This is a genomic window from Streptomyces sp. NPDC032822 (genome assembly GCF_055578825.1).
Genome location: NZ_JBVIOL010000029.1, coordinates 44,614 through 56,866, shown reverse-complemented (window position 1 = coordinate 56,866; position 12,253 = coordinate 44,614). Strand labels below are relative to the sequence as shown.

Genomic DNA, 12,253 nt, shown 5'->3' with positions numbered 1-12,253 from the left:
GATCGCGTGCGGATGATGCTGCGGACGTACTGAAGACATGTGCAAGGCCCCGGCCGGGGCTGCTCCGGGGAGACCCGGAGGAGAGCGGTCGGGGTTTTTTTCGCGTGGTGCGGGGGCAGCGGTTTCTGCTCTGTGGTCCGTGGCCTGGTCGAATGCGGGGTTTGTGAGGTGCTTCGCGGGTTCGGGCGTCCGCGGTCCGTTTGCCGGTGTGATCGGTGGCGGTCATGGTGGAGCTGGGTTGTGCCACGTCTGAAGCGAGTGACGGGCGGTGCACCTGTGTGCCGCCGATGCGCCCTTCCTGTGGGTGAGGCGGCGACCTAGCGTCGGGGCGATCGGCGCTGATCGGGGCTGGAGGTGACGTCCATGGCGGGGCCGATAGTGCGCTGGGGGGCGGGTCTCGGTCTGGGGGCACTGTGGTGGTGGGCCGTGCTGCGGCTCGCGCTGGCACCGGGCGCTGGGGTGCTGGAAGGGGCCGTCGCGGCCGGGGGATGGGGGCTGAGCCTGCTTCCCGTGCACTGTGTGCCCAAGGGGCGGGCGGCGGGAGCCGTGGCCTCGGGGCGGTGGGTGGCGGCCTGGCGGACGGCACGGACTACCACGGCATCGCCACCCCACCGTTCGGACGCAGGATCTGGCCCGTTGTGAAGGACGAGGCGTCCGAGGCCAGGTAGAGGACGGCCTGTGCGACGTCCTCCGGTTCGCCCACCCGGCCCAGGGGGGACATCCGGGCCATCCGTGATTCCGTGTGTGCCTGTGCCTGTGCCTGTGCCTGTGCGTTGGCGGTGGTGGCGGCGGTGTGGTCGGTCATGGGGGTGCGGATCCAGCCCGGCGCGACCGCGTTGACCCGGATGCCGTGGCGGCCCACCTCGGTCGCCAGCGTCTTCGTCAGCTGGACGACGGCCGCCTTGGACGCGCCGTAGCAGAGCAGGCCCGGGCCGCCGGTGTCCACGGCGCCCGAGGCCATCGTGACGATGCTGCCGGGCGTGTGACGGGCGAGCATCAGGCGGGCGGCCTCCTGGCAGGCGTACAGCACTCCCTTGAAGTTGACGCTCAGTACCCGGTCGAGGTCCTCGTCCCGGGTCTCCAGGACCGGGCTGCTGTGCATGATGCCGGCGACGGCGGCCATCACGTCCAGGCGCTCGCAGGAAGCGACGGCCTCGTGGACCTGTCGGCGATCGGTGACGTCGAGGGTGTGGGTGTGGGCGGTACCGCCGGTGTCCTTGATGGCTCTCGCGGTCTCGTCCAGGCCGGGGGCGTCGAGATCGGCGCAGTGCACGACGGCGCCGACCGAGGCGAGCAGGACGGCCGAGGCGCGGCCGATGCCGCTGGCGGCGCCGGTGACGAACGCGGTCCGGCCGGTGAGGTCGTACGCCTTGAGGGGCATGAAGGGACGGTACGAGGGTTTCTGACGGCCCGTCAATTAGTTGTGCGCCGCTGTGTTCCGCCGTCTTCCACCGTGTTCTGTCGTGTGCTCAGCGCTGTCTTCCGCGGAGCGGGGTGGGGCGCGGCGTCGGGCCCTGTTGGCAGGTCGGGCACCAGTACGTGGGGCGTTCGCGGGAGCCGTCGCCCTGGTCGGCCATGCGGACGGCGGTGTGGCAGCGGAGGCAGGGGCGGGCCGCCCGGCCGTACACGAAGAGCTCCTGGCCTCGGCGGCCCGTCGTGGTGCGGACCGGGCGGTCGCGGTTGGCCTCCAGGAGCTTCTTCGCCAGCGCGGGCAGATGAGCGGCGCGGTCGGCGGGGAGGGCACCTGCGGGCAGCCAGGGAGTGACGCCGAGGAGGAAGCAGAGTTCGCTCTTGTAGACGTTGCCGATTCCGGCGAGGTTGCGCTGGTCGAGCAGGGCCTCGCCGAGTTGGCGGGCGGGGGTGGCGAGGAGGTTGGCCAGGGCCTGGTCCGGGTTCCAGTCCGGGCCCAGGAGGTCGGGGCCGAGGTGGCCGACGGCGCGGTGTTCGTCGGCGGTGCGCAGCAGTTCGAGTACGGGGAGGCGGTAGCCGACGGCTGTGCGGTCGGGGGTGCCGAGGACCACCCGGATCTGGTGGGCCGGGCCGCCGGTCCAGCGCTGGTGGGGTGCGTACACCTTCCAGGCGCCGTCCATGCGCAGGTGCGAGTGGAGGGTGAGGCCGCCCTCGATGTGGGCGAGGAGGTGTTTTCCGCGCGGGGTGACGTCCAGGACGGTACGGCCTGTGAGGTCGGCTGTGGCGTACTTCGGCACCCGGAGGTCGCTGCGGGTCAGCACCTGGCCTGCGAGGGCGGTGTGCAGCCGCTTCGCGGCCTGCCAGACGGTGTCACCTTCGGGCATGGGTCAAGGGTGGCATGGGGTGTGGACGGGGTGGCGTGGAGTGGGGTGATGTGACCTGGGTTTGGGCTGTCTGGGCTGAGACGGATGTGTGGGCTGTGTGGGCTGGGACCGCTGTGTGGGGTGTCGGGGTCATGCTCGGAGGCGCAGGCCGCGCGGGGTGGCGATGAAACCTGCTCCTTCCAGGAGGGTGCCGAAGGGGGACGTCAGGGCCGAGACGCCGTTGACGCGCTCCACGGTGACCGTGCCGAGGGAGCCGGCTTTGGCGGCCGTGGCCAGAGCCTGGGCCGCCGCTTGCAGGCGGGGGTCGTCGGTAGTCGTGTCGGACGGGTCGGAGTGCCAGGCCAGCAGTGTCTTGCCGCCCCGCTCCATGTACAGCGTCAGCTCGCCGTCTACGAGAACCACCAGGGAACCGGCCTTCCGGCCCGGCTTGTGACCGGCGTCGGTCGGAGGGTCCGGCCAGGGGAGGGCCGCGCCGTAGGCGTTCGCGGGGTCGGCGGCGGCGAGGACGACTGCTCGGGAGTCCGGGGCCGGCCGGCTGCGGTGGGGAGAGGCGGGGGACGCGTAGGGGCCGTAGGCGGGAGCGGTGCCGGGGTCGGTCGGTGGGATGTCGCGGGGGGAGGTCCATTCGCTCCGCATGGTGGGGGTGGGGGTGGGGGCGGGGAAGGGGGGCCAGTCGGTGTCGAAGCCGTCGTGCGTGCCGTTGCCCTGAGTCGGGGCCGGGGGTGTCTCGTTCCGGTCGCGGGCGGTGGCCACCGCGCGGAGGCGGTCGACCGCCCCGTCCATGGCGAACTGTGCGGCGCCGAGACCCTCCACCACATAGCCCCGTCGTGCCTGGCCGCTGTCCTCGAAGGCGGACAGGATGCGGTACACCGCCGAGAAGCCGCCCTCGACACCCTCCGCGGAGACGGCTCCCCTGGTCACCACGCCGTGTCGGTCGAGCAGGACGCGGGCCAGGGCGTGGGCGCGCACGGTGGGGTCCGTCTCGCGCCCCGGGAGCAGGGACCAGCGGCCGGCGACGGTCGGCGGGCCGGTGCGGGACGCGGGCCGGGCGGCGGCCGTGAGTGAGCCGTAGCGCCCGCGCGGGACGGTGCGCTTGGCGCGGTGGGCCGTGGAACCGGCCGTGCGGCCCGAGCCGAGGAGGGAGCGCATCGGGGTGAGCGTGTCGTTGGTGAGCCGTCCGGACCAGGCCAGGTCCCATACGGTGTCGGCCAGTTGGGGGTCGGTGGCCTCGGGGTGGGTGGTGGCGCGGACCTGGTCGGCGATCTGGCGGAAGAACAGGCCGTAGCCCCCGGAGAGGGCGTCCAGGACGGACTGGTGGAGCGCCGTCAGCTCCAGGGGGTGGGGCGGCGGGAGGAGCAGGGGAGCCGCGTCCGCCAGATACAGGGAGACCCAGCCGTCCTTGCCGGGGAGCGCTCCGGCGCCGGACCAGACGATCTCTCCCGCCGCGGTGAGTTCGTCCAGCATGGCGGGGGTGTAGTGCGCGACGCGGGACGGCAGGACGAGCTTCTCCAGAGCGGACGCCGGCACGGAGGCGCCCTGCAACTGTTCGACGGCACGCACCAGTCCGTCGATGCCCCGCAGGCCGTGCCCCTTGCCGATGTGCTGCCACTGGGGGAGGAACTGGGCGAGTGCGGGCGGCGGCACCGGTTCCAACTCGTGGCGCAGCGCGGCCAGGGAACGGCGGCGCAGGCGGCGCAGGACGGTCGCGTCACACCACTCCTGGCCGATCCCGGCCGGATGGAACTCGCCCTGTACGACCCGGCCCGTCGCCGCGAGCCGCTGGAGGGCGCCCTCGGTGACCGCCGCTCCCAGACCGAACCGGGCCGCCGCGGTGGCCGATGTGAACGGGCCGTGGGTGCGGGCGTAGCGGGCGAGCAGGTCGCCGAGCGGGTCCTTGACGGGTTCTGTGAACGCTTCCGGGACGCCCACCGGCAGTGCCGTGCCGAGCGCGTCGCGCAGGCGGCCCGCGTCCTCGATCGCCGCCCAGTGATCGGCGCCGGCGACCCGGACCCGGATGGCACGGCGGGCGCCGGCGAGTTCCCGCGCCCACTCCGGTTCGGCACCCCGCTCGGCCAACTCGGCCTCCGTGAGCGGGCCGAGCATGCGCAGCAGGTCGGCGATGCCCTCGGCGTCCTTGACGCGGCGGTCCTCGGTGCGCCACTGGAGTTCCTGCTCCAGTTCGGTCAGCACCTCGGCGTCGAGCAGTTCGCGCAGTTCCGCCTGGCCGAGGAGCTCGGCCAGCAGCCGCGAGTCCAGGGAGAGGGCGGCGGCGCGGCGCTCGGCGAGCGGTGAGTCTCCCTCGTACAGGAACTGGGCGACGTACCCGAAGAGGAGGGAGCGGGCGAAGGGGGAGGGCTCGGGGGTGGTGACCTCGACGAGCCGCACCTTGCGGGACTCCAGGTCACCCATCAGCTCTACCAGGCCGGGAACGTCGAAGACGTCCTGGAGGCATTCGCGGATCGCCTCCAGGACGATCGGGAACGAGCCGAACTCGCTCGCGACCTGGAGCAGTTGGGCCGCGCGCTGGCGTTGCTGCCACAGCGGGGTGCGCTTGCCGGGGCTGCGGCGGGGCAGCAGCAGCGCGCGGGCGGCGCACTCCCGGAAGCGGGAGGCGAACAGGGCGGAGCCGCCCACCTGGTCGGTGACCATCTGGTCGACCTCGCCCTTGTCGAAGACGACGTCCGCCGCGCCGACCGGTGCCTGGGCCGCGTCATACTCCGTGCCGATCCCGGTCGGCTCCTGGTCCAGCAGGTCCAGGCCCATGAGGTCGGCGTCGGGCAGGCGCAGGACGATGCCGTCGTCGGCGTGCATGACCTGGGCGTCCATGCCGTACCGCTCGGAGAGCTTGGCGCCCAGCGCCAGGGCCCACGGGGCGTGCACCTGGGCGCCGAAGGGGGAGTGCACGACGACCCGCCAGTCGCCCAGTTCGTCGCGGAAGCGTTCCACGACGATCGTGCGGTCGTCCGGGATGTGGCCGCAGGCCTCGCGCTGCTCGTCGAGGTAGGACAGGACGTTCGCCGCGGCCCAGCTGTCCAGGCCCGCGGCGAGGAGGCGGAGCCGGGCGTCCTCCTTGGGCAGCGAGCCGACCTCGCGGAGGAACGCCCCCACCGCGCGGCCCAGTTCGAGCGGGCGGCCCAGCTGGTCGCCCTTCCAGAAGGGGAGCCGGCCCGGGACGCCCGGTGCGGGGGAGACCAGGACGCGGTCGCGGGTGATGTCCTCGATGCGCCAGGAGCTGGTGCCGAGCGTGAAGACGTCGCCCACACGGGACTCGTAGACCATCTCCTCGTCCAACTCGCCGACCCGCCCGCCGCCCTTCTTGGGGTCGGATCCGGCGAGGAAGACCCCGAAGAGGCCGCGGTCGGGGATCGTCCCGCCGGAGGTGACGGCGAGGCGCTGGGCGCCGGGGCGGCCGGTGATCGTGCCGGCGACCCTGTCCCAGACCACGCGCGGACGCAGTTCCGCGAAGGCGTCGGACGGGTAGCGGCCGGCGAGCATGTCGAGGACGGCCGTGAACGCCGACTCCGGGAGCGACGCGAAGGGCGCGGCCCGGCGGACCGTGGCGAGCAGGTCGTCGAGCTGCCAGGTGTCCATCGAGGTCATCGCGACGATCTGCTGGGCAAGGACGTCCAGAGGGTTGGCGGGGACCCTGAGGGACTCGATGGAGCCGGTGCGCATGCGCTCGGTGACGACGGCCGCCTGCACCAGGTCGCCGCGGTACTTCGGGAAGACGACGCCGGTGGAGACCGCGCCGACCTGGTGGCCCGCACGGCCGACCCGCTGGAGGCCGGAGGCCACGGACGGGGGCGACTCGACCTGGATGACGAGATCGACCGCGCCCATGTCGATGCCCAGTTCCAGGCTGGACGTCGCCACCACGGCGGGCAGGCGGCCGGCCTTGAGGTCCTCCTCGACCAAGGCGCGCTGTTCCTTGGAGACCGAACCGTGGTGGGCCCGGGCGATGACGGGCGGGGCGCCCTGGGCGGCTCCCGAACCGCCCATCAGTTCCGCCGGGGAGTGGTGCTCGTCGAGGGGTTCGCCGGTGGCCCGCTCATAGGCGATCTCGTTGAGCCTGTTGCAGAGACGTTCCGCGAGGCGGCGGGAGTTGGCGAACACGATCGTCGAGCGGTGGGCCTGGACGAGGTCGGTGATGCGCTCCTCGACATGCGGCCAGATCGACGGGCGCTCCGCGGTCTCGCCGCCGTCGGCGACCGGGGAGCCACCCAGCTCGCCCAGGTCCTCGACCGGGACGACGACCGAGAGGTCGAACTCCTTGCCGGACTTCGGCTGGACGATCTCCACCTTGCGGTGCGGGGAGAGGTAGCGGGCGACCTCGTCGACCGGGCGGACCGTGGCCGAGAGGCCGATGCGGCGGGCCGGCTTCGGCAGGAGTTCGTCCAGACGCTCCAGGGAGAGGGCCAGATGGGCTCCACGCTTGGTGCCGGCGACCGCGTGTACCTCGTCCAGGATCACCGTCTCGATGCCGGTCAGCGCGTCGCGTGTGGCCGACGTCAGCATCAGGAACAGGGACTCCGGGGTGGTGATCAGGATGTCCGGGGGGCGGGTGGACAGGGCGCGGCGCTCGGCGGGGGGCGTGTCTCCGGAGCGGATGCCGACCCTGACCTCCGGCTCGGGCAGGCCGAGGCGGACGGACTCCTGGCGGATGCCGGTCAGGGGGCTGCGGAGGTTGCGCTCCACATCCACGGCGAGGGCCTTGAGCGGTGAGACGTACAGGACGCGACAGCGCTTCCTGGGGTCGGCGGGCGGGGGTGTGGAGGCCAGCTGGTCCAGGGCGGCCAGGAAGGCGGCCAGGGTCTTGCCGGAGCCGGTGGGGGCCACTACCAGGACGTCCGAGCCCTCTGCGATCGCCTGCCACGCGCCTGCCTGGGCGGCGGTGGGCGCGTCGAAGGCGCCCGCGAACCAGCCGCGGGTCGCGGGGGAGAAGGCTTTGAGTGCCTGGCTTGCGGAGCTGACCATGCATCCATCCTGCACCCGCGTACTGACAATGGGGTTGACCTGCGGGAACGTGCGGGTGCGGGTGCGGGTTGGGTGGGGACGGGTCGGGGGTGTCCGTCCTCGGAACGGCGCGGAGGCTGTTTCTCGATGAGGTGCCGGCGTTGGCCGCGCCGTCCGCTGCGGGCGGACACCCCCGCCCTGTCCCCTTGGCGCCGTGATCGGCTTTGCGGGGGAGGGGGGTAGCGGTCCTTGGTTGTTGTGGTGTCGGAAGATGAGGGCATGGCGCATTCGGGTGAGCGGGCTCGGCACTGGCGGTATGCCGCGTTGCCGGGGGTCGATCTGCTGCGGGCCCGGTACATCCGGAAGACGTTCGTGCGGCATACGCATGAGAACTTCGTCATCGCCGCCATCGCTGACGGGGTCGAGGTCTTTCATTGCCGGGGCGCCGATCAGTACGTCGGGGCGGGGGCGCTGGCCCTGGTCAATCCGGATACGGCCCATACGGGGCGGGCCGGTGTTCCCGACGGGTGGCGGTACGGGGCCGTGTACCCGTCGCCGGAGGTGGTGGCGGAGATCGCCGCTGAGACCACCTTGATCCGGGGGACGCCCGGGTTCGTCCGGCCGGCGCTGGAGGATCCGTACGCGGTGCTGTTGGTGCATCAGGTGCTGCGCGCCGCGGAGGAGGGGAACGCGCTGGCCGCCGACACTTTGCTGCGGGTCGCTGTCACGCGGTTGCTGCGGTTGAACGGTGGGGCGCTGCCGCGGCGGGACGTGCGGACCGCGGGGGCTCGGGTCGCGGCACGCGCGCGTGCCGTGCTGGAGGAGCGGATGGTCGAGCCGCCGACGCTGGAGCGACTGGCCGGTGACCTGGGGACCGGTCCGTTCGCCTTGTTGCGGGCGTTTCGGGACGAGTACGGGATGCCGCCGCACGCCTGGCTCACCGATGCGCGGGTCCGTCGGGCGCGGCGGCTGCTGGACGGTGGTACGACTCCGGCCGAGGCGGCCGTCGCGGTCGGGTTCACGGACCAGCCGCATCTGAATCGGCACTTCACCCGGATCGTGGGCGTGCCGCCGGGGGCGTACCGGCGCGAGCGCAAGAATGTACAAGACACGCAGGGGTCACCGCTTCTACCGTCCGACGTGTGGCAGAGCGGATAGATCTTGTGGAGACAGATGGTGGTGGAGCCAGGTCCGACTCCGCCGTGGTGCGCGACGCGCTCGGGGTCGGGGTCGCTGTCGGGCTGTCCGGGTTCGCCTTCGGGGTGACCTCGGCGGGGAGCGGGCTCACTCTGTGGCAGACCTGTGCGCTCAGTCTCCTGGTGTTCACAGGGGCGTCGCAGTTCGCGTTGGTCGGAGCGCTCGCGGCGGGCGGGAACCCGTTGACCGCGGCGGCCGGAGCCTTCTTCCTGGGCGTGCGCAACGCCTTCTACGGGTTGCGGCTGTCGCAGTTGCTGGCCCTCCCGCGCGCGGTGCGACCGTTCGCCGCTCAGTGGGTCATCGACGAGACGACGGCGGTGGCCCTGGCACAGCCGACGCGGCGCGGTGTACGGATCGGGTTCGCCGTGACGGGGCTCAGTCTGTACGTGCTGTGGAACCTCACCACGCTGCTCGGCGCGCTGGGGGCCGAGGCCATCGGGGACACCGCCGCCTGGGGGCTGGACGCCGCCGGGCCCGCCGTCTTCCTGGCGCTGCTCGCGCCCATGCTGAAGACCGCCGTCGAGCGGACGGTCGCCGGTGTCGCGGTCCTTCTGGGGCTCGGTCTGCTGCCGGTGCTGCCCGCCGGAGTGCCGGTTCTGGTGGCCGCGCTCGCGGCGCCGGTCGTGTTGTGGGCGGACGGTCGTCGCAGGGGTGACGACGGGCGAGGGGGAGACCGTTGAACACCTGGATCGCGATCGGTGCGACCGCTCTGGGGTGCTACGCCGTCAAGCTCGGCGGGCTCCTCGTGCCCGCCGGTGCTCTTGAGCGGCCTGTGGTCAGGCGGCTCGCCGCGCTGTTGCCGGTGGCTCTGCTGGCCGCGCTCACGGCTCAGCAGACCTTCGCCGACGGGCAGGCCCTGGTGCTGGACGCGAGGGCTGTGGGGCTCGCCGCGGCCGCCGTGGCGTTGGTTCTGCGTGCCCCCTTCCTGGTGGTCGTCGCGGCCGCTGTGCTGGTCACCGCAGGGGTGCGCGCCTTGGGCGGGTGAGCCGGCGTCGGGAGGGTCAGCTCGGGGTGCGGCCGTACGCCCGCAGGACGCGTAGCGCGTCGAGCGTCACCATGGGGCGTGCCTCCAGGGTGGTGCTCGGTGCCCACTGGGGCCGGCGCAGTGGCCAGCCTCCGTCCGGCTGCTGTGCGTCCGCGAGGAAGTCCAGGGAACGGCCCATCTCCTCGTCCGTGAACCACGCGCGCGCGAGGGACGTCGGTGTCCTCGCGTAGTCGTGCGGGAAGTGGTGCTCCCCGGGGGCGTAACCCGGCGCGACCGGGTAGGCGTCGAGACGGCCGGGGTCCAGCGCCGCGAGCCGGTGTTCGCGGACCAGACGGCCGAGGCGGTCGGCGACCGCCTCCGCGCGCGGGCGGTCGGGAGCGTGGTCCAGGAAGGTGACAGCGGCCTGGACCTCGTAGGGGTGCGAGCGCTCCAGGGACTCGATCGCGTGCCAGCAGAAGTCCGTGGCCCGGAACAGCCAGGCGTGCCACACCTCATTGCGGTGCAGGAGGCCCACCACCGGCCCGGTGGCGAGGAGTTCGCTCGGCGGGTCGTCCAGGACCGGGAGGAAGGGGGCCGCCGGGTAGCCGCGCCGGCTGGGACGGATCGCCGGCAGCGCGCCGTCCGGCGTGGTCACCGAGGTCAGATACCGGCACACCCGCTCGACCCGCTGCCCGCCGCAGCGCCCTACGGCGTCCAGGACGCGCAGGGCGTGACCGGTGTGCAGCGGCTGGCTGACCGGGCCCCGCAGATCGGGTTCCAGCGCGTGGCCGTACCCGCCGTCCTCGTTGCGGTAGGCGTCCAGTGCCGTCTCCACCGGGTCCGCACCGCCCTTCAGGAAGTGGTACGCGAAAAGGCGCTGCTCCAGCACGCGTGCGGTGAGCCAGACGAAGTGCTCGGCGCGTGCGAGCGGGGAGTGCGCCGGGGGCGTCGGGGGGAGTGGGGAAGCTCCTGTTTCGGCCATGCGTCAGACCGTAGGGCGGAAAGCGGTCTCGGCAAGCGGTCCCGGCTCAGGCCCACTCTCAGGGGCGGGATACTGGAGTCATGCGGTTGACGGTCTTCTGGGAGCGGATGACGGATCACTTCGGTCCGGGCTACGCCGACACGTTCGCGCACGACCACGTGATGGCGGAACTCGGCGGGCGCACGGTGCACGAGGCGCTGGACGCCGGCTGGGACGCCAAGGACGTGTGGCGGGTGGTCTGCACGGTCATGAACGTTCCGTGGGAGAAGCATTGATCGGTCACGAAGATCGCAGGATGGCATTGAGGTGTCCGTCGCGTGGGCGAGACTTGCACCGTGGCACCCACTGACGAGACCGGCCAGAACGCCCCGCACTCACCTCCGATCGGCACGACGCCGCCCAACCGGCCGCCTACCGCCGACGCTGCCGGGCCGAGCAGCCGTATGCCGCGCTGGCTGCCGCGCGCCATGGTGCTCGCGCTCGCCCTCATCGCCGTGTTCCAGCTGGGCAGTTGGGCCTTCCATCAGCTCACCGGCCTGTTGATCAACGTCCTCATCGCGTTCTTCCTGGCGCTGGCCATCGAACCCGCGGTGAGCTGGATGGCCTCGCGCGGACTGCGCAGAGGACTGGCGACCGCTCTCGTCTTTCTCGGCGTGATGATCGTGGCGGCGGGTTTCGTCACGCTGCTCGGGTCCATGCTGGCGGGCCAGATCATCAAGATCGTCGAGGATTTCCCCGAGTATCTCGACTCCGTCATCAACTGGATCAACGCGCACTTCCGCACCGAGCTGAGACGAGTGGACGTCCAGGAGGGACTGCTCCGCTCCGACTGGCTGCGCAACTACGTGCAGAACAGCGCCACCGGCGTCCTGGACGTGTCCGGGCAGGTGCTCGGCGGGCTCTTCCAGCTGCTGACGATCACGCTGTTCTCGTTCTACTTCGCCGCCGACGGGCCCCGGCTGCGCCGGGCGCTCTGCTCCGTCCTGCCGCCCGCGAAGCAGGCCGAGGTGCTGCGCGCATGGGAGATCGCCGTGAACAAGACCGGCGGCTACATCTACTCGCGCGGACTGATGGCGCTCATCTCCGGAGTCGCGCACTACATCCTGCTCCAGGCCCTGAGCGTGCCGTACGCGCCCGTACTCGCCGTGTGGGTGGGCCTGGTCTCCCAGTTCATCCCCACGATCGGCACGTATCTCGCGGGCGCCCTGCCCATGCTGATCGCCTTCACCGTCGATCCCTGGTACGCGCTGTGGGTGCTGATCTTCGTCGTGGTCTACCAGCAGTTCGAGAACTATGTGCTGCAGCCCAAGCTGACGTCGAAGACCGTCGACATCCATCCGGCGGTCGCCTTCGGCTCCGTCATCGCGGGCACCGCCCTCCTCGGCGCTGTGGGCGCGCTGATCGCCATCCCGGCGATCGCCACCCTGCAGGCCTTCCTCGGGGCGTACGTGAAGCGGTACGACGTCACGGACGACCCCCGGGTCCACGGGCACCGGGGGCGGGGAATGGGGGGCGGGCCGTTCACGCGCGTGCGTGCCCTGTGGGCGAAGCGACCGGTCGCGCAGGGCCGCTCCGACGACCCCTCCTGACCGCCGGACCCGGGTGTGCAGCGGTCGAGGCCGTCGGCGCCCGGGGTTCCGCGCCCGTGGTTCGGCACGGTTGGCGATGGGTTGCCCAGGGGCGGCCGGAGGACGTGGCCGCTCCTCGGCCCGTCGGTCCCCCGACGGGAGGACGCCCGGACGTAGTGTCGGAGGTGCCGCGTGGTGCGCTTGACACGAAAATCGAACATCCATTCTCATGGAGGCTCCGGCGAAGCTCTCGACGGGGCATTTCGACACGGTTTCGGTGAAGAAGTGCCCGGGT

At 72.2% G+C, this 12,253-nt stretch carries 10 protein-coding genes; 6 read left to right on the top strand and 4 right to left on the bottom strand.

The features are described 5' to 3' along the window. Positions 1-363 precede the first annotated feature (363 nt). On the top strand, positions 364-642 hold the full coding sequence (locus ACZ5VD_RS41005) for a hypothetical protein (RefSeq protein ID WP_468554406.1): 279 nt from the start codon (positions 364-366) through the stop codon (positions 640-642). Here ACZ5VD_RS41005 and ACZ5VD_RS41000 read toward each other — a convergent pair. The 3 genes from ACZ5VD_RS41000 to ACZ5VD_RS40990 all read right to left on the bottom strand — a co-directional run bounded on the left by ACZ5VD_RS41000 (position 590) and on the right by ACZ5VD_RS40990 (position 7,268). After that, positions 590-1,381 (bottom strand): SDR family NAD(P)-dependent oxidoreductase, encoded by a 792-nt coding sequence (locus ACZ5VD_RS41000; protein WP_468685546.1) that lies wholly within the window; start codon positions 1,379-1,381, stop codon positions 590-592. The two genes, ACZ5VD_RS41005 and ACZ5VD_RS41000, sit on opposite strands and share 53 nt — an antisense overlap. Positions 1,382-1,469: 88 nt before the next feature. Then, on the bottom strand, positions 1,470-2,294 hold the full coding sequence (locus tag ACZ5VD_RS40995; RefSeq protein ID WP_468554404.1) for an Fpg/Nei family DNA glycosylase: 825 nt from the start codon (positions 2,292-2,294) through the stop codon (positions 1,470-1,472). 129 nt (positions 2,295-2,423) lie between these two features. Continuing rightward, positions 2,424-7,268, bottom strand: a complete 4,845-nt coding sequence (locus ACZ5VD_RS40990; protein ID WP_468685544.1) for an ATP-dependent helicase — start codon at positions 7,266-7,268, stop codon at positions 2,424-2,426. Positions 7,269-7,526: 258 nt separating this feature from the next. Here ACZ5VD_RS40990 and ACZ5VD_RS40985 point away from each other — a divergent pair, with 258 nt between their 5' ends. From ACZ5VD_RS40985 to ACZ5VD_RS40975, 3 genes are read left to right on the top strand one after another with little or no spacing between them, the layout of a single operon-like run. Then, positions 7,527-8,405, top strand: coding sequence for an AraC family transcriptional regulator (locus ACZ5VD_RS40985; protein WP_468554417.1), 879 nt, complete (start codon positions 7,527-7,529; stop codon positions 8,403-8,405). After that, positions 8,390-9,124, top strand: coding sequence for an AzlC family ABC transporter permease (locus ACZ5VD_RS40980; RefSeq protein WP_468685543.1), 735 nt, complete (start codon positions 8,390-8,392; stop codon positions 9,122-9,124). The genes ACZ5VD_RS40985 and ACZ5VD_RS40980 overlap by 16 nt, the downstream gene beginning before the upstream one ends. Next, on the top strand, positions 9,121-9,429 hold the full coding sequence (locus tag ACZ5VD_RS40975; RefSeq protein WP_468554401.1) for an AzlD domain-containing protein: 309 nt from the start codon (positions 9,121-9,123) through the stop codon (positions 9,427-9,429). The genes ACZ5VD_RS40980 and ACZ5VD_RS40975 overlap by 4 nt, the downstream gene beginning before the upstream one ends. 16 nt (positions 9,430-9,445) lie before the next feature. Here the strand turns inward: ACZ5VD_RS40975 and ACZ5VD_RS40970 are convergent, their stop codons facing one another. Beyond that, on the bottom strand, positions 9,446-10,390 hold the full coding sequence (locus ACZ5VD_RS40970; RefSeq protein ID WP_468685541.1) for a hypothetical protein: 945 nt from the start codon (positions 10,388-10,390) through the stop codon (positions 9,446-9,448). An 80-nt stretch (positions 10,391-10,470) separates the two neighbouring features. Between ACZ5VD_RS40970 and ACZ5VD_RS40965 the strand changes: the two genes are divergently transcribed. Next, complete coding sequence (locus ACZ5VD_RS40965) at positions 10,471-10,665, top strand: DUF3046 domain-containing protein (protein WP_468554399.1); 195 nt, start codon at positions 10,471-10,473, stop codon at positions 10,663-10,665. Between the two features lie 60 nt (positions 10,666-10,725). Then, positions 10,726-11,979, top strand: a complete 1,254-nt coding sequence (locus ACZ5VD_RS40960; RefSeq protein ID WP_468685540.1) for an AI-2E family transporter — start codon at positions 10,726-10,728, stop codon at positions 11,977-11,979. Positions 11,980-12,253: the final 274 nt, after the last annotated feature.

Bases quoted from the DNA above. Each gene is read 5' to 3' on its own strand.
- ACZ5VD_RS40990 (WP_468685544.1), bottom strand. From the start codon at position 7,268: ATGGTCAGCTCCGCAAGCCAGGCACTCAAAGCCTTCTCCCCCGCGACC.
- ACZ5VD_RS40995 (WP_468554404.1), bottom strand. From the start codon at position 2,294: ATGCCCGAAGGTGACACCGTCTGGCAGGCCGCGAAGCGGCTGCACACC.
- ACZ5VD_RS40985 (WP_468554417.1), top strand. From the start codon at position 7,527: ATGGCGCATTCGGGTGAGCGGGCTCGGCACTGGCGGTATGCCGCGTTG.
- ACZ5VD_RS41005 (WP_468554406.1), top strand. From the start codon at position 364: ATGGCGGGGCCGATAGTGCGCTGGGGGGCGGGTCTCGGTCTGGGGGCA.
- ACZ5VD_RS40970 (WP_468685541.1), bottom strand. From the start codon at position 10,390: ATGGCCGAAACAGGAGCTTCCCCACTCCCCCCGACGCCCCCGGCGCAC.
- ACZ5VD_RS40965 (WP_468554399.1), top strand. From the start codon at position 10,471: ATGCGGTTGACGGTCTTCTGGGAGCGGATGACGGATCACTTCGGTCCG.
- ACZ5VD_RS41000 (WP_468685546.1), bottom strand. From the start codon at position 1,381: ATGCCCCTCAAGGCGTACGACCTCACCGGCCGGACCGCGTTCGTCACC.